Raw genomic sequence first — 22,932 nt, 5'->3', positions numbered from 1 at the left:
AGCAGGGGAGCAGACATGCAAGGCGCACACAAAGACAAGACAGAACCTACCGGGGGCGGAAGCTGATATGGCAAGAGAATACAAGGATGTGATTGTTGGGCTGGATATCGGCACGGCCAAGGTCATGGCGGTGGTGGCCGAGGTCATGTCCAATGGCGAGCTCAAGCTGGCAGGTCTGGGCGTAGCCCCCAGCAATGGCTTGAAGCGCGGCGTGGTCGTGAACATCGATGCGACCGTGCAAAGCATCCAGCAGGCGCTCAAAGAGGCCGAGCTGATGGCGGATTGCAAGATTCAGCGAGTGTGCACCGGCATTACGGGCAGTCATATCCGCGGCCTCAATTCCAGCGGCATGGTGGCCATCAAGGACAAGGAAGTCTCGTCCACCGATATGGCCCGCGTGATGGAAACCGCCAAGGCCATCAATATCTCGTCCGACCAGCGTCTGCTGCTGGTCGAGGCGCAGGAGTTCGTCATCGACGGCCACGAGGTGCGCGAGCCCATCGGCATGAGTGGTATTCGTCTTGAAGCCAAGATCCATATCGTGACCGGCGCCCAGAGCGCGGCCGAGAACATCATCAAATGCGTGCGCCGCTGCGGCCTGGAAGTCGAGCAGCTGCTGCTCAACCCGCTGGCATCGGCCCAGGCCGTGCTGACCGACGACGAGCGCGAGCTGGGCGTGGCCGTGGTGGATATCGGCGCGGGCGCGACCGATGTGGCCATCTTCACCGGTGGTGCGATTCGCCATACGGCCGTGATCCCGATCGCCGGTGACCTGATCACCAGCGACATCGCCATGGCCCTGCGCACTCCCACCAAGGATGCCGAGGACATCAAGGTCGAGAGCGGCTACGCCAAGCAGCTGCTGGCCGACCCCGATGCCCAGGTCGAAGTGCCTGGTCTGGGCGACCGCAGCCCGCGCATGATCAGCAAGCAGGCCCTGGCCGGCGTGATCGAGCCCCGCGTGGAGGAGATCTTCTCGCTGGTGCAGCAGGTCATCCGCGAGTCGGGCTACGAAGAAGTGCTGTCCTCGGGCATCGTGCTCACGGGCGGCAGCGCCGTCATGCCCGGGATGATCGAGCTGGGCGAGGACATCTTCCTCAAGCCCGTGCGCCGCGGTCTTCCCAAATATTCCGGTGCGCTGGCCGATATGGTCGCCCAGCCCCGTGCAGCTACCGTGATGGGACTGCTTGATGAAGCACGTCTGGCACGTTTGCGCGGCTACAAGGTGGCCCAGAAGAGCGGTTCCATGAAGACCGCTTTCGGCCGGTTCAAGGACTTCATCGTGGGGAACTTCTGATATGAGCATTTATCGCATGTTCATCACCGGACCACCACAGATGGATTTTTCGCGGTATCGACGACGAAGACCGCGAAGACTTCAAGAGTTCGAAATTTCTTTTCCACAGCAGCGACAAACCACCACTAGAGAACAGGAGCACCACCATGCCTATCGACATGATTGAAACCGAAGAATTCAACCAAGGCACGCAGATCAAGGTGATCGGCGTCGGCGGCGGCGGCGGCAACGCCGTCGACCACATGATTGAACGCAGCGTTCAGGGCGTCGAATTCATTACGGCCAATACCGATGCTCAAGCTCTTTTGCGCAGCCGCGCTCACCGCACCATCCATCTGGGTGGCAGCGGCCTGGGTGCCGGCAGCAAGCCCGACAAGGGCCGCGATGCTGCGGAAGCTGCTGTGGAAGATATTCGCGCTGCCATCGAAGGCGCGCACATGCTCTTCATTACGGCTGGCATGGGTGGTGGTACGGGTACCGGTGCATCGCCTGTGATCGCACGAGTGGCCAAGGAAATGGGCATTCTGACGGTGGGTGTGGTGACCAAGCCTTTCGAGTGGGAAGGCGGCCGCCGCATGCAGAACGCTGACGCCGGCCTGGCCGAGTTGGAAGCGAATGTGGACTCGCTGATCGTTGTGCTCAACGAAAAGCTGCTCGATGTGCTGGGTGACGATATCTCCCAGGACGAGGCTTTTGCCCATGCCAACGATGTTCTGAAGAACGCCGTGGGCGGCATTGCCGAAATCATCAACGAGTACGGCCATGTGAACGTCGACTTCGAAGACGTGCGCACCGTGATGGGCGAGCCCGGCAAGGCCATGATGGGTACGGCCAAGGCCGCCGGTCCCGATCGTGCCCGCATCGCCGCCGAGCAGGCCGTGGCCTGCCCGCTGCTGGAAGGCATCGATCTGTCCGGCGCCAAGGGCGTGCTGGTGCTGGTGACGGCCGCCAAGGGCAGCCTGAAGCTGTCCGAGTCGCGTCTGGCCATGTCCACCATCAACGCCTACGCGTCTCCCGATGCGCATGTGATCTATGGCGCAGCCTACGATGACTCGCTGGGCGACGAGATCCGCGTGACCGTGGTGGCCACCGGCCTGTCGCGTCCCAATGTGCGTCGCCAGAACATCCAGGTGGTGCAGGGCGGTCTGCGTACCGGTACCGACAACGTGGCCGTGGGCCTGCCTCCCCTGGGCGGCATGGAATACGGCACGGCCAACACCAATGTGCCCAGCGTCTGGCGCACCAACCGCACCCAGGCTTCGGAGCGCGTGAGCGCTCTGGCCTCTGGCGGCATGGACGATGTGGAGATCCCGGCCTTCCTGCGCAAGCAGGCTGACTAAGCTCCCCCTGAGGCGCTTTGCCTCGGCGGCCCCGCGCCTTCCCCCTCTCTCGCTTCGCGGGAGGGGGACGACGCCATCGCTGCGGGGGCGGCCCTTGCTCGGCATCTCTGAGTTGGTGCTCGCCAGTATTTGAGAGGTCAGCCGCAAAGGCTTCTGGCGCGTTAAGTGCTGAGGCCTTCATCAGTTCGCTGTATCGCAGCGATTAAGACAACCCTGGGTCGGCGTAAGCCGGCTCGGGGTTGTCCCATTTAAAATACCGGCATGCTTCAGCAACGTACCATCAAGACCATTTCCCGTGCCGTAGGCGTGGGCCTGCACAGCGGCCAGCGTGTCGAGTTGACGCTGCGCCCTGCCCAGCCTGATACCGGCATCGTGTTTCGTCGCGTGGACTTGCCCGAGCCTGTGGATATCCCCATTTCCGCCGAGGCAGTGACCGATACGCGCATGGCCTCGACCATCGGCAGCGGCGGTGCCAAGGTACATACGGTAGAGCACCTGATGTCGGCCATCGCCGGTCTGGGAATCGACAACCTCTATGTGGACATCACTGCCGAAGAAGTGCCGATTCTCGATGGTTCCTCGTCCTCGTTCGTGTTTCTGCTGCAAAGCGCCGGAATCGAGTTGCAGAAGGCGCCCAAGCGTTTCATCCGCATCAAGAGCCCGATCGAGGTGCGTGAAGGTGAAGGCCAGAACCTCAAGTGGGCGCGCTTCGATCCCTACCATGGCTTCAAGCTGCGCTTCGAGATCGACTTCGCTCACCCCGCAGTGGACTCCACGGGACAGTGCGTGGAGTTCGACATGGGTCTGGACAACTACACACGCGATATCGCCCGCGCGCGCACCTTCGGCTTCACCAAGGATGTGGAAATGCTGCGCAACAACGGCTTGGCACTGGGCGGCGGGCTGGACAACGCCATCGTCATGGACGACTACAAGGTCCTGAACAGCGACGGCCTGCGCTATGACGACGAGTTTGCCAAGCACAAGATCCTTGATGCGATTGGTGACCTGTATCTGATCGGCAAGCCCATTCTCGGTGCCTACAGCGCCTTTCGCTCGGGTCACGGCCTCAACAACAAGCTGCTGCGCGCCATGATCGCTCAGCCGGAGACCTGGGAGATGGTGACCTTTGAGAGCGAGCGCCAGGCTCCCCAGGGCTTTGCCATGCCCGCCCAGGCCTGGTGAGCGAGACCTCCATGCTGATCTTTCGCTGGCTGGCCGCCTTGCTGATTCTGGCTTCGGCACTGAGCTTTGCCTTCTACATGGGAACCGGCAAGGTGCACTACAAGCGCCTGGGCTTCTTGCTGTTCAAGTGGACGGTGATCGCCGGTCTGGCCTTTTTTGCCGTGATGTTTGTCGGGCGCATCATCTGAGAGCTGATGAATATTGATAGCGGCTTGCCAAATCCGGCTCGGCGCTTCGTGGGTTTCTGTTCTGTAAACGGCGCGCAAAAAGTGGTTAATCGGCAGTTGCTCATTTCTTGCGGTGCCGAAATTGGGTAAAGATGGATCTGCTGCGGCCGCCATGACTGGCCGCACACCTTGTTGACCGAAACGACTCGACAAAGGAGTACCCATGTCCCGTTTGACTACCCGCATTCTTTCTGTCTCCATTGCCGCCTGCCTGGGGCTGGGCAGTCTGGCCGTCCAGGCGCAGCCCGGCCCGCCGCCCGGTCGCGGCAATGGACATGGCGCGCAGGACATGCGCCATGACGGTCGCCATGATGATCGTGGCCGGCATGAGCAGCGCTATGACAGGCGTGACGACCGACGTGACGACCGACGTGCCGATCGTCACGACAATGGTCGCCGTGGCGGTGGTCCCGACCATAACTGGTACAAGGGCAGTCGCGTGCCGCCGCAATACCGCAGCCATCACTATGTGGTGAATGACTGGCGCGGCCATCATCTGTCGGCACCGCCACGCGGCTATCACTGGATTCAGAACGGCGGCGACTATCTGCTGGTTGCCATTGCCACAGGCGTGATCGCCTCCATGGTGCTGGGCAATTACTAAACCGTGACACCTCTCGAAAAGCCGTGGCATGCCGCGGCTTTTTTGCATTAGGGGATGCGTGTAAGCAAGTTCGGTTCAGTTCTTGGGCGCCAGACAGGAATCCGTGCGGGCCTGGCACACCTTGGCGATGATATGAGTCCGCAACAAGCGCTGCCAGCTTGCATTTCAATAGGGAGTAAGACTTGGCAGCAACCATATGGCGTAAGTGTTGGCGAGTCCTGGTGCATTTGTTTTATTGGCGTCGGGCACTTGCAGCAGGCGTTTAGCCATCCTGGACTTTGCAGGACAGTAGGTGCGGCTCGACATAGGAAGTTGGACAACTGCAGACACGATATCGCTTTGGCCCTACCAACGTGGAAATGCCGCGTAGTCACCATTTGCCACGTGGCGGCGGGCTGCATCTGGCTTCGGCGCTGAGCTTCACTAGGTAGTCAGCAAGGCGATCAGTAGGCGCATTTGGTTTCTTGCAGTTTAGGCGACCAGATATCGCCAGCCTGGTCTGATGTCTGCCGACAATGTCGGTGGTAGTCCTGAGCACTTTCTCAGTTGAGCTACTCGACATATTTTTTAACCTGCATGCAAGCCATAGTGTTTGAAGGGGTCGGTGAAGTGGAGGAAACCTGATCGTCCACTTCATTTTCAGAAAATTCTTATTTTTTTCTCTTTATGAATGTTTTAGTGTTTTGATACCCGCTAGGTGCTTACGGTGGGCATCAGATAGGCTGAAGATGATAAAGGAGAATTCATGGAGAAAAATTGCATCTCGCGCGAGCAAGCCCGTCAGTTCATCGAAGAAGAAATGAGGCGTCCTCAGAGTAATAAGGTTTTGCATGCCCACCCGAGTCCTATGTATTGGTCGGAGTCAGATGGAAATGAAAGTGCTCTTTGGAATGCTCGCTGTGAAATAAATCATGAGAGACCAATAAATACTAATTTTTATATCGGAATACCTTATTGTCTTCCGACGAAACCTAGTCATTGTGGGTTCTGTCTTTTTCCAACCCAAGACTATGGCGGAAATGGTGAAATGCTGAAGTACTTGGATTATTTGGAGAAAGAAGCCAGGCTGATGGAGCATCATCTTCGTTACGACAGAATTTCATCTGTTTATGTAGGAGGGGGAACTCCAAATTTGCTGCGCTGCGAGGACTATATTCGTTTGAAGAATATCATTAAACGGATTTTCGGTGAACCGTCTAAAAATATAGAGCAAACGCTTGAAGGTATACCTCAACTCTTCAATCGCGACAAGGTACAAGCCATAAAAGAGGCCGGATTCAATAGAGTCAGTATGGGTGTGCAGCAGATGAGCGACAAGCTAATTCGCTACAGTGGCCGAAAGCAGACCCATGAGCAGGTGATTAGTGCCTTGGAAGAGTTCAATGCAGCTTGTCTTTCTGTCAACGTCGATCTTATTTATGGTTGGCCTGAACAGACGATGCAAGATACGATTGGGAGAAAATAGAGGTTGAAAATGAGGTGTTCTCACATGAAAATGCGGGTGGCTATTATTATGAACAGCAGCTCCGAGAATTCATTAATAAAAACTCAGATGGTGTGACGGGGGGTGTCTCCAATATGGTTGGAATAGGCTATGCGGCCATCAGTGGCTGCATGACATGGCCATATAAGGGTGGGCCCAACTGGACTCAGATGAACAAACGCTCGCTGGAAGAATATTTCAGGTGCATTGATATGGGAGCTCTCCCTGTTGAAAAGAAGTTTGAGCATACGCTGGAGGATATTCGTCTGGTTTATATATTCCAGCAGTTGCAGGCGATGAAGCTGGATGTGCATACTTATGCGCAAGCATTCGGTTCTGACGTAATGGAAGACTACGAGCCAATCTGGGAGGAGTTGGATGCCCGGCAATGGATAGAGAAATCCGCTGATGCCATCCACATAGTAGGTGTGGGGCAGTTTTTGATCCCTATGATTCAGGCACTGTTCTCTCATGCTCGCTTGCAAGCAATGCGGGCGAGCCGTTCTTCGATGCACACTGAAGGCAAGAGCGTTATCCGGATCACGGAGGGTTGACCTTATATGCGAAGAGTCGATGTAACGACCGGGGATGGGCATTCCATCGTGCTGACACGCATCGGCCCCGCGCGGGGGGCGGTGGTGGTCGTGACGCACGGCACGTTTTCCAGCGCCTCCTCATGCCAGAGGCTGGGTCGATTCCTCGCTGCGCAGGGTTTTGGCGTCTGGCTTTTCGATTGGCGAGGACATGGGCTGAATCAGTCAGTCAGCTACGATTACGACCTGGAAACTGTGGCCGAGCAGGACGTTGACAGCGCTCTTCAAGAGATTCTCCGCCAGGAGCAAGGTCGGTCCATGGTATTCATCGGGCATAGTGGTGGGGGCATTGCAGCAGCCATCTGGGCAGCGCGCCAGCCCGAGCGTGCGCAGGCGCATCTGGCCGGTCTCGTGTTGCTGGCCGCCCAGACGACCCATGCAGCTGCAATCTTTTCAGCGCGGATCGCCATCCACGGGTACAGGGCCTGGATAGGCCGTAGGCAATGGCTGACCGCAAGCTCAATGGTGGGCCCCGAGAGGGAAAGCGCTCGCCTGATGCGGCAGTGGTGCCATTGGAACCTGCGCCGCAGCTTTGTCGGGAAGGACGGCATGGATTATCTGAGCAGCCTGGCCCAGGTTCGGATTCCCGTTCTGGCACTGGCAGGATCTGCGGACCGTGTGATCGCTCCCTGGCGGGGCTGCGAAGCCCTTGCCAGGGCCTTCGGAGGGCCTGATGTGGAGTTTCTGCTATGCAGCAAGGCCGCAGGCTTTGCGGAGGACTACAGCCACAGTCGGTTGCTGATGTCCGGCAATGCGCAATCCGATGTGTTTCCCTGGATCGCGCAGTGGATCAGACTCAGGTCCGCACTGGCTCAATAGACCCGTCCGCCCCGGTACATGGCATGTTGCTTGCGGCGCAGATCGGTGGACTTGGCCATCAGTCCCATGGCTGCAGCCGCATGGGCATGGGTGATGGCCAGTCCCAGCGCGTCGGCGGCATCGGTACCAGGCAGGCCTGGCAGTTGCAGCAGCCGTTTGACCATTTCCTGAATCTGGCTCTTGGCCGCACGGCCATGACCGACCACGGCTTTTTTCATCTGCAGGGCGGTGTATTCGGAAACCGCGAGATTGGCGTTGACCAGCGCCGTCAGCGCCGCGCCGCGTGCCTGGCCCAGCAGCAGCGTGGACTGCGGGTTGACGTTGACGAAAACGATTTCCACGGAGGCTACCTCAGGCTGGTAGCGGGCAGCGACCTCGGAGATGCCGTCAAACAGCACCTTGAGGCGACCCGGCAGGTCGCCGAGCTCCATCTTGTTGGTGCGTATGGTGCCGCTGGCCACATAGGACAGGCGCTGGCCTTCCATATCGATGACGCCAAAGCCCGTGGTCTGCAGGCCGGGGTCGATTCCTAGAATTCGCATGGCTGTCGATTATCCACGTACAAAACCTTCCTGCTCCATGCGGGTAGGCAGCAAGCAAGAGCCGCCTTGCGGCGATGCTGCCACTCCCCTTGGGGGAAGGCGCGGGGCAGCCCAGACGAAGCGCCTCAGGGGGGCGTCACCATCGGTATATAGCGCGCAATCGTGCGGCTGCGCTGCGCCAGATAGCGCGATTGCGGCATTTTCTCGAAGCGCTTGGGTGCCGGAAGCATGGCGGCAAGTCGTGCTGCCTCAGCCGCATTGAGCTGGGCGGCACTCTTGCGGAAGTAATGCCGGGCGGCGGCCTCGGCGCCGAACACGCCCTGGCCCCATTCCACATTGTTGAGGTAGATCTCCAGAATGCGCTGTTTGCTCAGCATCAGCTCCAGCAATTGCGCGAGCACCAGCTCCTGTCCCTTGCGCAGAAAATTGCGTTCGCCCGACAGCAGCAGGTTCTTGGCCAGCTGCTGGGTGATGGTGGAGCCGCCATAGACCTTGGCTGGCTTGCTGTTGCTTCCGGCTTTTTCTGCCTGCATGGCCCTGGCCTCGGCTTGTGCGTTGCGCTGCCATGCTCTCTGAACGGCATCCCATTCCACGCCGTGGTGCTCCATGAAGCCGGCGTCCTCGGAGGCAATCACCGCGCGCTTGAGGTTGCCGGAGATCTGGTCGTAGTCCACCCATTGCTGGCGCCAGTGCAGGCCCTCGCTGCTGTGCGCAAGCTGCCAGGCTTCGGAGCGCTGATAGCTGGTGGACTCCGGGTCCAGCCAGGCCATGACTGCGATGCGTGCCACAAAAAACAATTGCAGCAGCAAGACCGAGCAAAGTATCAGCAGCAGCAGTCGGCCCAGAGCTTTCATGATCTGCCCAGCCTCAGTGGGCCGCTTCGGTCAGCAGCAGTGCACGCAGCTCGGCCAGCACCTGTGCCGACGGCGGACGTACGCCGCGCCAGAGCGCAAAGGACTCGGCGGCCTGCTCCACCAGCATACCCAGGCCATCACGCGCCAGTGCGCCATGGCTGCTGGCCCAGTTCAGAAAATTCTGGGCGGCGGGGCCATACATCATGTCGTAGGCCAGACTGCGTGCGTGCAGCACGCTGGTGGGCGCGGGCACATCGGCCCCAGCCAGGCTGCTGGCCGTGGCGTTGATGATGATGTCGAAGTTTTGGGCTAAATCTGTCTCAAGCACTTGCCTTTCAAGTGCTACCAGCTCTACTTGATGTAGTGCGGCAATGGCCGCGTGCTGCTCAACCAGCGCCACCGCCTTGGCCTGTGTGCGGTTGGTGACGACGATGCGGTGGGGCTGTTGCTCGATCAGCGAACCCAGTGAGCCGGCTGCAGCGCCACCCGCACCCAGCAGCAGCACATCGCGCCCGGTGATGGCCACGCCGGCATTGCGGGTGATGTCGGCCACGATGCCCAGGCCATCGGTGTTATCTGCATGAATGCCGTTGGCGCTAAATACCAGAGTGTTGGCGGCACCCGCCAGGCGCACGCGCTCGCTGGCGCTGGTGGCCAGCTCGGCCGCCTGCAGCTTGAAAGGAACGGTCACATTGCAGCCCTTGCCGCCACGCGCGGCAAAGTCGCGCACAAAGTGGGCAAAGCCATCCAGTGGTACCAGGGCGCGGTCGTAGCTGAGGGGCTGGCCGGTCAGTTCGGCAAAGCGGGCATGAATCCAGGGGGAGCGGCTATGGGCAACGGGGTTGCCCATGACGCAGTAGGCATCAAGCGTATTTGTCATAAAAGGGCCGAAATAAATCGCTGAGCTGAGTTGGGTACGCGTTGGGACAGTGGCCTGCGAAACCGGCCAAGCCTAAGCCAAGGCCGCCGCGCAAGGGTCGTCTCGCCGCGCTGGCTGCGTTCCCCGCTCGCAAGCGAAGCGATGCGAGAGCGGGGGAAGGCGGCACAGGGGGTCACCTTATGTCGGTTTCCAGTGTCTGCTCGCGCGTGAACCTGAAGCGCGAGACGACGGCAATCTGATCGGCCTTGGTACGCATGGCCGGGCCGAAGTGGCCGTAGGGGCCGGCGGCCCGGGCGATGGCCTCGGCACGGGTATCGAGCATGCGGTTGCCCGAGCCCTGCACGATCTCGGTAGAGAGCACGCGGCCGTCATGATTCACAGTCAGCATCATGACCAACTCGCCATACAGCTTCTTGCCCTTGTTTTCGGGGAAATTTTCCGTTCCCTTGTCCTCGACCTTGCGACGCAGCGCATCGTAGTAGACCGCATACACGGCCTCCTTGGTGGCGGGGCTGATATAGCGCTTCTTGGGGCGGGCGTTTTCTTCGTTGATGCGCTTTTCAATCTCGGCCAGCAGCTTGATGAGCTGCAGGCGCTTTTCTTCCTGGGCTTCCAGGGCCTTGCTATCGGCGCTCAGGCGCGGGTCTATGGGGGGCAGCGCGGCCACCTGCTGGCGCAGCTGGGTCAGCAACTGGTTCTGCTGCTCCTGCATGGCATCGAGCTGGCGCTGTTTTTCCTCGAAGTCATCGCCCACCGTCGTCAGGGCCGAGTAGGGCATGGGGCTGGTGGCGCGGCCCTGGTCGGCATCGCCGCCGCCGGCCAGCGAGGTCTGGGCAATGGCCTGGGCCTTGTCCGGCGTCTCGTTGGCGCGGGCGTTGACCAGAATCACTTCCAGCGGCGTGTCCTGAAAAACGCGCTCGAAGCGTTCCGGGTCCACGAAACGGATGGTCAGCAACACGGCATGGACGGCGATGGACACGCTCAGCGCCAGCTGCAGCGTACTCAGTCGTCGAAGAGAGGTGGGCAGTTTCACGGCAGCGTCAGGGCGATGAGGAGTGGAGGTCAGGACTTGGGCTGGTCTGCAGCGGGATCGGCGTCGTTCATGTCCACTGCAATGGAGATGGGGCCGGCCACGGTGTCGTCATCGTCCTCGCCGCTGTCCTCACCTTCGCTCTCGGCCTGGGCTCCTGCATCCAGGTGCTCAATCAGCGTGCCCGAGATGTCCAGCGAGATCTCGTCGATCTCGCCCAGCTTGACGCGTACATGGGCGCCGCGAGGCAGGTTCTGCGCACCCAGCACGGGCAGCACCAGCGGCAGATTGTCGGCGCGTACCAGAAAGGAACCGTTGGGGCCTTCCTTGAACACGCTGGCCGTCAGTTCGCTGATGCCGTTCTGCTCCAGATACTTGAGCGTCCAGAAGCGCTCCATGCCGGCCTGATAGCCGTTGTAGGCGCTGTAGGCACCGTCAAAGCTGCTGATGATGCCGAACAGCTCGGCGTCCTTGGGCTTGAAGGGCGCGGCCAGAGCGGCCGTCTTACCGTGGCGGGCGCAGGCAATGATCTGCCATTGATTGACCAGATCCACATAGCGGCGCAGCGGGGAGGTGGCCCAGGAGTAGGCTTTCACGCCGATGCCGGCATGCGGCAAGGCCTTGGTGCTCATGCGCACCTTGACGCCGGGTGCCAGGCTGGCCTGGCTGCGGTAGATGCCGGGCACACCGTGCTCGGCCAGCATCAGTCCCCAGGTGCTGTTGGCCACGATGGCTGCCTCGGCCACGATCAGGTCCAGCGGCGCGCCGCGCTTGCGCACGGTGATCTGCACCTGCTCGCTGCCGTTGGGCTCGGCGCCGTCGTTGCCGACGAGACGGAAGTTGTAGTCCGGGCGGTTGAAGTTCTCGGGCTTGCCGCGCACCACTTCGCGATTGGCCTTGAGGAACTTGGACCAGCGCTGCAAAAAGGTGAGCTCCTTGCGCTTTCCCAGCAATGAATCAGGCGTATTTTCAACCTCGATTGAGGAGTCGGTCAGCCATTCCTCGGTGACGATGTGATCGAGCTTGTCGTAGCGGAAGTTGACTTCCACGGGCACGCGCTCGAGACGGGTTTCGCTGGAGATGGTCTCCAGCGTCTCCTCGTTGATCTGCACATACAGCGAAACGGCGGGGTTGGAGCGGCCCTCGTCCAGCGTGTAGATATGCACCACGTCGTCGGGCAGCATGGTGATCTTGTAGCCGGGCATGTAGACGGTGGACAGGCGGGCACGGCCCAGCTTGTCCAGCTCGCCGCCGGGCGTGATGGCCAGACCGGGAGCGGCAATGTGGATGCCCACGGTGACGGTGCCCGTGCCCAGGCCGGTGACGGACAGCGCATCGTCGATTTCGGTGGTGGCCGAGTCGTCGATGGAGAAGGCCTGTACATCGGCCACGGGCAGGTCGGACGGCGGCTGGGGTGCCTGCACGGCAGGAAAGCCCGTGCCCTTGGGGAAGTTGTCGAACAGGAAGCGCTTCCAGTGGAACTGGTAGGACGAGTCGATGGCACCAGCGCGATGCAGCAGCTCCAGCGGGGCCAGCTTGGTGGCGCGGCTGGCGTCGACCACGGCCTTGTATTCGGGGGCGTTCTTGTCGGGCTTGAACAGAATCTTGTAGAGCTGCTCGCGGATTGCCCGCGGGCACTCGCCGCGGCCCAATTCCTCGGCCCAGGCGTCGATCTGTGCCTGAATCTGTTTTTTCTTCTCGATGGCGGCAAGGGCTTGCTGCAGGATTTCTGCAGGGGCCTTCTTGAAGCGGCCTTTGCCCGCACGACGGAAATAGTGCGGTGCGTCGTACAGGCAGAACAGCGCACCGGCCTGCTGGGCCAGCGTCGCGGATTCGGAAAAATAGTCACGCGCCAGGTCGGCAAAGCCGAACTCTTCCTCGGGCGCAAATTCCCAGGCCAGATCCAGATCGATCTCGGCGGCCTGGGCCTGGCCCTGGGCGATCAACTCGGCAGGAGCCGGCTTCTCGAACTTGAGCAGGATATTGGCGGCCTTGACCTTGACCCGCTTGCCCGAGTCCAGCTCGACTTGGGCAGAGGATTCGGCTTCGGAGAGGATGCGTCCGGCCAGAAATTTGCCGGCTTCTTCAAACAGTGCGTGCATAACCGCGCATTTTCCCACGAGCCGAACATTCGGCGCTCAGAAGTGATTCAGTTCATGCTTGAGATCGGTCAATATCAGGCGCGCCCCCGAGCGATCAGGGCAGCGAACAGGGGGCACGTTGCAGCAATACAGCCGTTCCTCGGGGCGGCGCATGGAGTCGCCGAGGGGATCAGGCCAAGGCCAGAAACTCGTCGATCCGGTCCAGATACTCGGCAAAGTTGCTCAGGGCGTGGTCGCCGCCTTCTTGCACCAGTTGAAGGGCGTGAGGGTAGCGCTCGCTCATCTCGTTCCAGTCCAGCACCTCGTCGCCCTGGGCGATCAACACCATCTCGGGTGCTGCCGGCGTCATGGTGCGGGTGTCGAGTTGGCGTAATTCCTCAATGTATTCGGGGCGAAAGAAAAACTTTTCCTCGGGGTCATGCCAGCTGGACTGCTCGCCAATGTATTTTTCCAGGTCGCGGGCCGGGTTGACGGCGGGGTTGATCATCACGCTCTTGCAGCGTGCCAGCTGGGCCACCCAACTGGCGTAATAGCCGCCCAGAGACGAGCCCATGACGGCCATGTTCTGGCGTGGCCAGTTGGCGATGCCCTCGGCGATCACGGCCGCCGCTTCGCGCGGCGAGGGCGGCAGTTGAGGGCACCACCAGCGTACCTTGGAATGCCTGGCGCCCACGTAGTCCGCCATGATGCGTGCCTTGTTGGACTGAGGGGAGGAGCGAAAGCCATGCAGATACAGCAGGTGGGTGGTCGTCATAGCGGCAATCTCCTCTGGTGAAAAACACTTCTGTCTCGGTCATTGTGGACTGTCTGTCCCAAGACTATCAGGGGAGAAGGCCTAAAGCGGGGGAATGAGCGTGGGCTGACTTGAGTCGTCAGCAAAGCTCAACCCTGCAAGCTGCACGGCAGTCGGCTCCCCCGATAATTGCGGCCCATGTCCGCCATCGAATTCGATAAGCCCTCGCTGCTGCAACGCATTGTTCCGCTGTTTCGCGGCTTTGATTTCCTGCTGCTTCTCTTTATCGCCATGTTGGCGGGTGCGGGGCTGCTGGCCATGTACTCGGCGGGCTTCGACCACGGCACGCGCTTTGTGGACCACGGCCGCAATATGCTGATTGCGGCAGGTCTGCTGTTCGTGCTGGCCCAGATATCCCCCCAGCAACTGATGAAGGTGGCCGTGCCGCTCTACACCCTGGGCGTGGTGTTACTGGTGGCAGTGGCGCTGTTCGGCATCACCAAGAAGGGAGCCACGCGCTGGGTGAATGTGGGTGTGGTGATTCAGCCCTCCGAGCTTTTGAAGATCGCCACGCCGCTGATGCTGGCCTGGTGGTTCCAGCGCCGCGAGGGCAATCTGCGCGCATCGGACTTTGCCATCGCCTTTGTGCTGCTGATGGTGCCCGTGGGGCTGATCATGAAGCAGCCCGATCTGGGTACCTCGCTGCTGGTGATGGCTGCCGGCCTGTCTGTGATCTTTTTTGCCGGCCTGCCCTGGAAACTCATCGTGCCGCCCGTGCTGCTGGCCCTGGTCGGCGTTTTCCTCATTGTCTGGTTTGAACCCCTGCTCTGCGCCGATGGCGTGAGCTGGTATTTTTTGCATGACTATCAACGTACACGCGTCTGCACCTTGCTGGACCCCACGCGCGACCCGCTGGGCAAGGGCTTTCACATCATTCAGGGCATGATCGCCATCGGTTCGGGCGGTGTCTGGGGCAAGGGTTTTATGGCAGGCACGCAGACCCACCTGGAATTCATTCCGGAGCGCACCACCGACTTCATCTTTGCCGCCTATTCCGAGGAATTCGGCCTCATAGGCAATCTTTTCATCATCGTCGGCTTTCTGCTGCTGGTCTGGCGGGGGCTGGCCATTTCCATGAATGCCAACTCGTTGTTCGGCCGACTGATGGCAGCGGCCGTGGCCATGATCTTCTTCACCTATGCGTTCGTGAACATGGGCATGGTCAGCGGCATCCTGCCGGTGGTGGGTGTGCCTCTGCCTTTCATCAGCTATGGCGGCACGGCCATGGTCACGCTGGGTCTGGCGCTGGGCGTATTGATGTCGGTGTCGCGGGCGCAGCGGCAACTACCCGGCGGTGATGGGCATATTCCCCATGCGTGAAGACCCGTGATTGGGATTGAGTGCTCTAAAAAGGAGAGCTGCTATCCCATGCTTTGCAAGCTTTGGGTAATGTTTTTATGTGAAACTGCATGCCGGGGCGACGGGCTTAGATCGTTGAAAAATGTCAGTAGTTCCGTCCAAGGTCTTGCTTCGACTGTAAACAGCGTTTACAAACGGTTCTGGGGGGTCAGAAGACCGATCAAGCGGGAGCGGCAAAGACCCAGGTGGGGTTTTGTCATGCAAAGCGGGCAGGGCGGAACCCGGCAAGTGCGAAGCTAAGTGAATGGAGCGGAATGTTGTTCAGCCTGGTGGGGCAGCATTCCGCTCTTTTTTATGCGCAGCCCGAGACAAGTCAGGGCTTGCAGCTATCTCTACAATGCACTCATGATTTCCCGCGAACCCACCATCGAACGCTTGGCCACGGCCCGTCAGTTGCTGCTTGAGCCCTTCGGCCTGGACGAAACCCATCTTGCGCGTGCGCTTGCCGAAATTCGCTCGCACCAGGTGGATGACGCCGATCTCTACTTCCAGTACACCCGCGCGGAAGGCTGGAGTCTGGAAGAAGGCATCGTCAAGACCGGCTCCTTCTCCATCGATCAGGGAGTAGGCGTTCGGGCGGTCAGCGGCGAGAAGACGGCTTTTGCCTATTCCGACGATATTTCCGAAGCCTCGCTGCTGGATGCCGCACGTACCGTGCGCTCCATCTCCAGCGCCACCCAGACGCGCCGCGTCAAGGCGGGTGCGCAGAAGATTGCGCCAAGCCGCTCTCTGTACCCTGAACTGGACCCCATCAGCACGCTGGACAGCACGGCCAAGGTCGAGCTGCTGGGCAAGGTGGAAAAGCTGGCCCGCGCCAAGGACCCGCGCGTGGTACAGGTCATGGCCGGTCTTGCCAGTGAATACGATGTAGTGCTGGTGGCCCGTGCAGACGGCACGCTGGCGGCCGACGTGCGCCCGCTGGTGCGCCTGTCGGTGACAGTGATCGCCGAGCAGAAGGGCCGCCGCGAGGTGGGTTCCTCCGGTGGTGGTGGTCGCTTCGGTCTGGCCTATTTCAGTGACGAGCAGATCAGCCAGTATGTGGACGAGGCCGTGCATGCAGCCCTGGTCAACCTCGAATCGCGTCCCGCGCCTGCAGGCGTGATGACCGTGGTGCTGGGCTCGGGCTGGCCCGGCGTGTTGTTCCACGAGGCCGTGGGCCATGGTCTTGAAGGTGACTTCAACCGCAAGGGCTCCAGCGCCTTCAGCGGCCGCATCGGCCAGCGTGTGGCCGCCAAGGGCGTGACCGTGCTGGATGACGGCACGATTGCCGATCGTCGTGGCTCTCTGAACGTGGACGATGAAGGCCATGTCAGCCAGAGCAATGTGCTGATCGAGGACGGCATTCTCAAGGGCTATATCCAGGACTCGATGAATGCGCGCCTGATGGGCGTCAAGCCCACGGGCAATGGCCGTCGCGAAAGCTACGCCCACATCCCCATGCCGCGCATGACCAACACCTATATGCTGGGTGGCGACAAGGATCCGCAGGAGATCATTGGCTCCATCAAGAAGGGCCTGTACGCCACCAACTTCGGCGGCGGTCAGGTGGACATCACCAGCGGCAAGTTCGTGTTCTCTGCCAGCGAAGCCTACTGGGTGGAAAACGGCAAGATCCAGTACCCCGTCAAGGGCGCGACCATCATCGGCAGCGGCCCGGAGTCGCTCAAGCACATCAGCATGATAGGCAACGACATGCGCCTGGACTCGGGCGTGGGCACCTGCGGCAAGGAAGGCCAGAGCGTGCCTGTGGGCGTGGGTCAGCCTACGCTGCGCATTGACGGCCTGACGGTTGGCGGCACGGCCTGATTGGGATTTCAGGCGGGTCAGCCCGCCGCGAGCACCAAACCCCGCTTTGCATGACAGAGCGGGGTTTTTCATTTCAGCGTGCTGCAAACCGTTCGCTGCCGACCGTTAGCGGCAACAAGGCTTGTGGCAGAGCGCTTTGTATCGCCTGGCCGCAGGGTTTTTCATGGTGTTTCGTGGGTTGATGCTGAATATTGCTGATTCGCTGAAAAATTGCACTTGTGCTTGATAAATGGAAATTTATATCAATAAAATTCTGAAAAATAAGAAAAAACGCAAAAATGCTGCGTTTGATTTAATATTGAAAAATGCGTCATTTCAGAGGGGGAACCTGTTTTTGACAGAACAGCAGTGCGAGCTGCTGATGTTGCAATGCAAAAGAGCTGTGCTACATTGAAAGACATGCAAACGCAACGCGCCTATTTCTTTTACTTTTGGTTCTCGCCCCCGGCGGCTGAGAGGTAATAGCGCGCACCCTGCAAACACCTCCCAAAGAACCGCCGAAGCTGCAAAGCCCGGCGGTTTTTTTATTTCCACGTTCCAGCTCCCCGGTTTTCAAAGATTCAAGACCTCACGAAAGATTGCCATGACTGCTCTGAACACTTCCGCCACCGATTCCTGGTATCGCGCCGGCTCCCCCAAGACAGGCCAGACCGACGACGCACGTATCAAGGACATCACAGTGTTACCCCCTCCAGAGCACCTCATTCGCTTCTTCCCGATCTGCGGCACAGCCGTGGAAACGCTGATCAGCGACACTCGCCGCAGCATCCACAACATCATGCGTGCGCAGGATGACCGTCTGCTGGTCATCGTCGGTCCTTGCTCCATTCACGATCCGGCTGCTGCCCTGGACTACGCCCGCCGCCTGGCCGTGGTGCGTGAGCAGTACAAGGACACACTGGAAGTGGTGATGCGCGTCTACTTCGAGAAGCCCCGCACCACCGTGGGCTGGAAGGGGCTGATCAACGATCCCTACCTGGATCAGAGCTATCGCATCGACGAAGGCCTGCGCATTGCGCGCCAGCTTCTGATCGACATCAACCGCCTCGGGGTGCCTGCGGCCAGCGAGTTCCTGGACGTGATCTCGCCCCAGTACATTGGTGATCTGATCAGCTGGGGCGCCATCGGTGCCCGCACCACGGAAAGCCAGGTGCATCGTGAACTGGCTTCGGGCATTTCGGCGCCCATTGGCTTCAAGAACGGCACGGACGGCAATATCCGCATTGCCACCGACGCGATTCAGTCGGCGAGCCGCGGCCACCATTTCCTGTCGGTACACAAGAACGGCCAGGTCGCCATCGTGCACACGGGAGGCAATCAGGACTGTCACGTGATTCTGCGCGGTGGCAAGACGCCCAACTACGATGCCGCGCATGTGGCGGCCGCCTGCCGGGATCTGGAGGCAGCGGGCCTGACGCCTTCGCTGATGGTGGACTGCAGCCACGCCAACAGCAACAAGCAGCATGAGCGCCAGAAGGATGTGGCCCGTGATATCGCGGCTCAGATCGCCGGTGGCTCCAGCAGCGTGTTCGGCGTGATGATCGAAGGCCATCTGGTCGGCGGTGCGCAGAAGTTCACACCCGGCAAGGACGAGGTCTGCGATCTGACCTATGGCCAGAGCATTACCGATGCCTGCCTGGGCTGGGATGATTCCCTGGCAACGCTGCAAGAGCTGTCGCAGGCCGTGAGCCAGCGCCGCGCTTCTGCGCTTGCCAGCAAGCAGGAAGCCGAAGTGCTCGCCTGATCGATAATGCGGGCGTGAACGAAACAGGCCACAGGAAGTATTTCCTGTGGCCTGTTTGTTTTTTATATGGGAATCGGGCTGCTGCTTGCCTGCTCGATCAGTGTTTGGTGTCCGGCGTTGATGCCGGTGTCATCTCGCAGCCATTGAGTGTGGCATCGATGCGGTTGAGCAGGCGCAGCAGATGCTGCTTGTCAAAGTCGGTGCGCTGCTGCCACTCGTGGTCGGCCAGCGGATAGACATGGCTTTGGTGAGGGAGGCTGCCCTTGGCATCAATCACGGCGTGCAGGCGCGGGATGAACACCCATTGCAGCCACTCGTGCAGCTTGAGAGTGTCGTACATGAAAGGCGTTGTGGATTCCAGTGCCTTGGGGTCTGGGGCTGCGGCGGACCAGAGCTTCTGGACCTGCAGTTCGGCCTCCAGCTGTTGCAGATGCTCGCGTATTTCTTGGTGGATGTTTTCAGCGGTCATGGTGATGGTTCCTGAAGGCGTTGCAAGGCCTGCAAACTGGTATTCGTCAAAAATCTATCCAGTATGTAAGTCCTCTCATCACATTTTCAAGGCAGGAGCCCGGATGGAGATAACTGACGGGTTACGAGTCCGTAATGACTCTTGAAAAAGACGGTTTTGCCCTTATATTGATGCCAAGTATGTGAGTGATGCTATCAAATTTAATGTTTTTGCATTGCTTTGCACACCATGTTCCCGTAACCGCTGTGATGCATGAGGCGCGCTTTCAGGCCTTGCAGTGGTTGCCGCAGCTGTTTGCAAGCCGTCAGCTTGCAGCGTCTTCAGCACCGCGGTCACCATTAAGCTGTGGCCACGACAACGAATGGTGCAAGAGTCACCAGGTCAGAGGAGATTTATGCGTAGTGAAGTAATCGTGGTTTTGGATGGCGACCGTGAATATCGGGTCGATACCCAGTCGCTGTCCCCTATCAGTTCGGACGAAGGCCGGCGCTGGCTGGACCAGCAGTTTGTCTCGCTCGAATGCGAGCCTTTGCGGGCCACCGGCAAGGTGTTGCTGGCTGACAAGCTGGTGGTGGTGGCGCGTGAGGCACGCAACCGTCCCGAGCTGTTTGACAACCAGGACTGGCGCAACAGCTATGCCCTGGCAGCGCATGCTGTGCTGGGCAAGCCCTTGATCCGGGTGGATGTGCCGGCGATGTCGATTAGTTATTGATCCCCCTGAGCCGCTTTGCGGCTTCCCCCCGGGGGGACGACGCCTTGGCTGCGGGGCGGCCCTTGCTTGGCGTCTCTTGCCTAGTTTGTGCCCGAGTCAAGAAAAATGCCCGCGTTTGGCGGGCATTTGCTTTTTTCGGAGCTTATTTCAGCGCTTGCAGCAGCTTGGCGTGGATGCCGCCAAAGCCGCCGTTGCTCATGCAGACGATATGGTCACCGGGTCGGACGACGGCACTGATCTGCGCTATCAAGGTCTCTATATCACCCGCTACCTGAGCGCGCTGGCCAGCGCCTACGCCCATGGATTCCAGTGCTTCGGCGGCATCCCAGTCCAGACCCGCAGTGTGGCAGAAGACCAGATCGGCGCTTTCCAGCGACCAGGGCAACTGGCTTTTCATGGTGCCCAGCTTCATGGTGTTGCTGCGCGGCTCGAACACCGCCAGGATGCGGGCCTGCGCACCCAGCTTGCGGCGCAGGCCGTCCAGGGTGGTGCGGATAGCTGTGGGGTGGTGGGCGAAGTCGTCATAGACCTCGATGCCGTTCACGGTGCCGCGCAGCTCCATGCGACGCTTGACGTTCTGAAAGCGCGACAGGGCTTCGCAAGCCACTTCGGCGCTGACACCCAGGTGGTCAGCGGCGGCAATGGCCGCCAGCGCGTTGAGCTGGTTGTGCACGCCGGTCAGCGACCAGGTTAGCTGGCCCACCTTTTTGCCGCGGTGCAGCACGGCAAAGTCGCTGGGATCGCCATCGGCGCTGAAATCGCTGACAGCCGAGCCGAAGCTGCGCACTTCGCTCCAGCAGCCCTGGGTCAGCACGCGGGTCAGGCTCTCTTCCAGGCCGTTGCTCACCACACGGCCGCTCGACGGCACGGTGCGTATCAGGTGGTGGAACTGGCGCTCGATGGCAGCCAGATCGTCAAAGATGTCGGCATGATCGAATTCCAGGTTGTTGAGCACGGCCGTGCGGGGGCGGTAGTGCACAAACTTGCTGCGTTTGTCGAAGAAGGCAGTGTCGTACTCATCGGCCTCGATCACAAACACGGGTTCGTCACCGACGGGGCCAGGGCCCGCTACGGGGCGCTGTGCCGCACCGAGGCGGGCGGAGACGCCAAAGTCCAGCGGCACGCCGCCGACCAGGAAACCGGGTTGCAGACCCGCGCACTCCAGCACCCAGGTCAGCATGGATGTGGTGGTGGTCTTGCCGTGGGTGCCGGCCACGGCCAGCACATGGCGACCGCGCAGCACATGCTCTGCCAGCCATTGCGGGCCGCTGGTATAGGCGGCGCCGGTGTCCAGAATCGCTTCCATCAGCGGGAATTTGGGCGATCCGTCGGGCAGGCGTTTGCGGCTGACGACGTTGCCGACCACATACATATCGGGTTTGAGCGCAATCTGGTCGGCGCCATAGCCCTCGATCAGCTCGATGCCCAGCTGGCGCAACTGATCGCTCATCGGCGGGTAAACGCCGGAATCGCAGCCCGTCACCTTGTGACCGGCTTCTCGTGCCAAGGCGGCCAGGCCCCCCATGAAGGTGCCGCAAATGCCCAGAATATGTATGTGCATGGCCGAGGATTCTACGTTTGCCTGTGTGACCTTAATTCGAGTCACGGAGCGCCTGAGCAGGTACGGTAACCTTTCTTATCAAATTGATAGCTGGTTGCGCTTGAACTATATAGAGATAAATGTGTTTTTACTTTCTGTTCCCTATGAGGCCGTCACTCATAGCTATCAAAACATGGGGTGATGCGGCTAGGCCGAGGAGCGGTCATCCATCTGGGTCACAATGCTGGGATGATCTGCCGCGCCTGCTGCGGCGGGCGTGATGGAATTGCGCTATGAGTTTGGATAACGTGACTGCTGAAATTGCTCAGGTGGCGGCCCGCATCGTGGTGGAGGAAGGCCTTGAATGGGGTCCTGCCAAGCAGCGAGCCGTGCGTCAGCTTGGTCTGCCCGGTCGCACGGCGCTGCCCGACAACGACCAGCTTGAAGAAGCGGTGCGTGAATATATAGAGCTGTTCTGCGGCGACACCCAGCCCCAGGAGTTGCAGGCACTGCGCGAACTGGCCCTGCTCTGGATGGACAGGCTGCAGGAGTTTCGCCCGCATCTGGCCGGGGCGGTCTGGCGCGGCACGGCCACGCGGCTGTCGGATGTCTACCTGCAACTGTTCTGTGATGATCCCAAGTCAGCCGAAATAGCGCTCATCAACAACCATGTGCAATACGAGCCAAGCACGGTCACAGGCTTTCAGGGCAAGCCGGTGGAGGCACTTTCCATTCACGCACTGTGCAAGCCGATCAATGAAACCGTGGGCGTGCATCTTCTGGTCTACGACCATGATGACATGCGCGGTGCCATGAAGCCCGATGGCCGTGGCCAAAGTCCGCGAGGCGATGCCAAGGCCTTGCGCAAGCTGCTTCAGGAGAGCCTCGATGAGTGAAAACACCTCTGAGAACCAGTCGACCAATGGCTCGCGCCGTCTGTGGCTGACCGGCTCGGTTGCCGTCGCGGCGGCAGTGGCCGGTGGGGCAGTGGCCTGGTGGCGCAACCAGCCTCAGGCCATGGGCCCGGGCGCCGAGGCGCAGCTGTGGAGCCAGACCTTCGAAACGCCCGATGGCAAGCCTTTTGCCATGGCCGGCTTCCAGGGGCGCCCCTTGCTGGTCAACTTCTGGGCCACCTGGTGCCCGCCCTGTGTCAAGGAGCTGCCCATGCTCAGCGAATTTGCGGCGCAGCAAGGTGCGAAAGGTATTCAGGTTGTCGGCCTTGCGGTTGACAAATCCGACGCCGTGCTGCGTTTTTTGCAGCGGCAGCCCGTGCAATTCCCGGTAGCCGTCGCAATGCAAGGGGGGTTGGGGCTGAGCAGAAGCCTGGGGAACTTGCAGGGGGGCTTGCCATTCACGGTTCTTTTTGATGCCAAGGGACAAGTGCGGCAACGTAAAATAGGCGAGCTTTCCAGCGAAGATCTGACAGATTGGAGCAAATAGAGCGAATGAACATTGCTCTTGTCGTCAGAAAAGTGTAGGTAACTAAATTCCATGGCGACGTTAGTGAAAAATATCTGCCAATGCACGCAGAAGGCCGAATTTGAGGTAAATTC

General features: G+C 60.1%; 22 protein-coding genes. 14 read left to right on the top strand and 8 right to left on the bottom strand.

What is annotated here, in order from left to right:
* Nucleotides 1-67 precede the first annotated feature (67 nt).
* The 8 genes from ftsA to AC1RTQ_RS02105 all read left to right on the top strand — a co-directional run bounded on the left by ftsA (nucleotide 68) and on the right by AC1RTQ_RS02105 (nucleotide 7,548).
* Entirely contained in the window at nucleotides 68-1,297 is a 1,230-nt protein-coding gene (gene ftsA / locus AC1RTQ_RS02140; RefSeq protein WP_003051293.1) for a cell division protein FtsA, read from the top strand.
* A gap of 146 nt (nucleotides 1,298-1,443) precedes the next feature.
* The gene (gene ftsZ / locus AC1RTQ_RS02135; RefSeq protein WP_003051295.1) at nucleotides 1,444-2,637 is read left to right on the top strand and encodes a cell division protein FtsZ; all 1,194 of its coding nucleotides are present in this window, start codon (nucleotides 1,444-1,446) and stop codon (nucleotides 2,635-2,637) included.
* Between the two features lie 261 nt (nucleotides 2,638-2,898).
* Nucleotides 2,899-3,822, top strand: coding sequence for a UDP-3-O-acyl-N-acetylglucosamine deacetylase (lpxC, locus tag AC1RTQ_RS02130; RefSeq protein ID WP_492873993.1), 924 nt, complete (start codon nucleotides 2,899-2,901; stop codon nucleotides 3,820-3,822).
* Between the two features lie 11 nt (nucleotides 3,823-3,833).
* Entirely contained in the window at nucleotides 3,834-4,010 is a 177-nt protein-coding gene (locus tag AC1RTQ_RS02125) for a hypothetical protein (RefSeq protein WP_492873992.1), read from the top strand.
* A 202-nt stretch (nucleotides 4,011-4,212) separates the two neighbouring features.
* On the top strand, nucleotides 4,213-4,653 hold the full coding sequence (locus AC1RTQ_RS02120; RefSeq protein WP_492873990.1) for an RcnB family protein: 441 nt from the start codon (nucleotides 4,213-4,215) through the stop codon (nucleotides 4,651-4,653).
* 745 nt (nucleotides 4,654-5,398) lie between these two features.
* Nucleotides 5,399-6,118 carry a radical SAM protein gene (locus AC1RTQ_RS02115; RefSeq protein WP_492873989.1) on the top strand — a complete coding sequence of 240 codons (720 nt, stop codon included), beginning with the start codon at nucleotides 5,399-5,401 and terminating at the stop codon, nucleotides 6,116-6,118.
* 14 nt (nucleotides 6,119-6,132) lie between these two features.
* Complete coding sequence (locus tag AC1RTQ_RS02110) at nucleotides 6,133-6,690, top strand: hypothetical protein (RefSeq protein WP_492873987.1); 558 nt, start codon at nucleotides 6,133-6,135, stop codon at nucleotides 6,688-6,690.
* 6 nt (nucleotides 6,691-6,696) lie between these two features.
* Entirely contained in the window at nucleotides 6,697-7,548 is an 852-nt protein-coding gene (locus AC1RTQ_RS02105; RefSeq protein WP_492873985.1) for an alpha/beta fold hydrolase, read from the top strand.
* Here the strand turns inward: AC1RTQ_RS02105 and ruvC are convergent.
* The 6 genes from ruvC to AC1RTQ_RS02075 all read right to left on the bottom strand — a co-directional run bounded on the left by ruvC (nucleotide 7,542) and on the right by AC1RTQ_RS02075 (nucleotide 13,710).
* Nucleotides 7,542-8,090 (bottom strand): crossover junction endodeoxyribonuclease RuvC, encoded by a 549-nt coding sequence (ruvC, locus tag AC1RTQ_RS02100; RefSeq protein ID WP_003081116.1) that lies wholly within the window; start codon nucleotides 8,088-8,090, stop codon nucleotides 7,542-7,544. The genes AC1RTQ_RS02105 and ruvC overlap by 7 nt on opposite strands.
* 125 nt (nucleotides 8,091-8,215) lie before the next feature.
* Nucleotides 8,216-8,944: a monofunctional biosynthetic peptidoglycan transglycosylase gene (mtgA, locus tag AC1RTQ_RS02095; protein WP_492873982.1), complete on the bottom strand. Its 729-nt coding sequence runs from the start codon at nucleotides 8,942-8,944 to the stop codon at nucleotides 8,216-8,218.
* Nucleotides 8,945-8,957: 13 nt separating this feature from the next.
* Nucleotides 8,958-9,824 (bottom strand): shikimate dehydrogenase, encoded by an 867-nt coding sequence (aroE, locus tag AC1RTQ_RS02090; RefSeq protein ID WP_492873980.1) that lies wholly within the window; start codon nucleotides 9,822-9,824, stop codon nucleotides 8,958-8,960.
* 172 nt (nucleotides 9,825-9,996) lie between these two features.
* Nucleotides 9,997-10,857 (bottom strand): energy transducer TonB, encoded by an 861-nt coding sequence (locus AC1RTQ_RS02085; RefSeq protein WP_302089087.1) that lies wholly within the window; start codon nucleotides 10,855-10,857, stop codon nucleotides 9,997-9,999.
* A 29-nt stretch (nucleotides 10,858-10,886) separates the two neighbouring features.
* Entirely contained in the window at nucleotides 10,887-12,956 is a 2,070-nt protein-coding gene (locus AC1RTQ_RS02080; protein ID WP_492873978.1) for a ribonuclease catalytic domain-containing protein, read from the bottom strand.
* A gap of 169 nt (nucleotides 12,957-13,125) precedes the next feature.
* On the bottom strand, nucleotides 13,126-13,710 hold the full coding sequence (locus AC1RTQ_RS02075) for a YqiA/YcfP family alpha/beta fold hydrolase (protein ID WP_492873976.1): 585 nt from the start codon (nucleotides 13,708-13,710) through the stop codon (nucleotides 13,126-13,128).
* Nucleotides 13,711-13,887: 177 nt separating this feature from the next.
* On the opposite strand from AC1RTQ_RS02075, the gene rodA reads away from it, so the two are divergent.
* From rodA to AC1RTQ_RS02060, 3 genes are all read left to right on the top strand, one after another.
* Nucleotides 13,888-15,069, top strand: coding sequence for a rod shape-determining protein RodA (gene rodA / locus AC1RTQ_RS02070; protein WP_492873974.1), 1,182 nt, complete (start codon nucleotides 13,888-13,890; stop codon nucleotides 15,067-15,069).
* A gap of 384 nt (nucleotides 15,070-15,453) precedes the next feature.
* Nucleotides 15,454-16,914 carry a metalloprotease TldD gene (gene tldD / locus AC1RTQ_RS02065; RefSeq protein WP_302089091.1) on the top strand — a complete coding sequence of 487 codons (1,461 nt, stop codon included), beginning with the start codon at nucleotides 15,454-15,456 and terminating at the stop codon, nucleotides 16,912-16,914.
* 583 nt (nucleotides 16,915-17,497) lie between these two features.
* The gene (locus tag AC1RTQ_RS02060; protein ID WP_302089092.1) at nucleotides 17,498-18,658 is read left to right on the top strand and encodes a 3-deoxy-7-phosphoheptulonate synthase; all 1,161 of its coding nucleotides are present in this window, start codon (nucleotides 17,498-17,500) and stop codon (nucleotides 18,656-18,658) included.
* Nucleotides 18,659-18,755: 97 nt separating this feature from the next.
* Here the strand turns inward: AC1RTQ_RS02060 and AC1RTQ_RS02055 are convergent, their stop codons facing one another.
* Entirely contained in the window at nucleotides 18,756-19,127 is a 372-nt protein-coding gene (locus tag AC1RTQ_RS02055; protein ID WP_302089093.1) for a YqcC family protein, read from the bottom strand.
* Between the two features lie 394 nt (nucleotides 19,128-19,521).
* Here AC1RTQ_RS02055 and AC1RTQ_RS02050 point away from each other — a divergent pair, with 394 nt between their 5' ends.
* Entirely contained in the window at nucleotides 19,522-19,839 is a 318-nt protein-coding gene (locus AC1RTQ_RS02050) for a hypothetical protein (RefSeq protein WP_302089094.1), read from the top strand.
* Nucleotides 19,840-19,981: 142 nt separating this feature from the next.
* On the opposite strand, the gene mpl is transcribed toward AC1RTQ_RS02050, so the two are convergent.
* The gene (mpl, locus tag AC1RTQ_RS02045) at nucleotides 19,982-21,400 is read right to left on the bottom strand and encodes a UDP-N-acetylmuramate:L-alanyl-gamma-D-glutamyl-meso-diaminopimelate ligase (protein WP_302089095.1); all 1,419 of its coding nucleotides are present in this window, start codon (nucleotides 21,398-21,400) and stop codon (nucleotides 19,982-19,984) included.
* 272 nt (nucleotides 21,401-21,672) lie between these two features.
* Between mpl and AC1RTQ_RS02040 the strand changes: the two genes are divergently transcribed.
* Nucleotides 21,673-22,275 (top strand): hypothetical protein, encoded by a 603-nt coding sequence (locus AC1RTQ_RS02040; protein ID WP_304349215.1) that lies wholly within the window; start codon nucleotides 21,673-21,675, stop codon nucleotides 22,273-22,275.
* Nucleotides 22,268-22,819: a TlpA family protein disulfide reductase gene (locus tag AC1RTQ_RS02035; RefSeq protein WP_302089097.1), complete on the top strand. Its 552-nt coding sequence runs from the start codon at nucleotides 22,268-22,270 to the stop codon at nucleotides 22,817-22,819. The genes AC1RTQ_RS02040 and AC1RTQ_RS02035 overlap by 8 nt, the downstream gene beginning before the upstream one ends.
* Nucleotides 22,820-22,932: the final 113 nt, after the last annotated feature.

The sequence above is a fragment of the Comamonas sp. GW821-FHT11H03 genome, from assembly GCF_058807955.1.
Note: the sequence above shows the minus strand (reverse complement) of the source record. Positions and strands in the feature narration are given on the sequence as shown.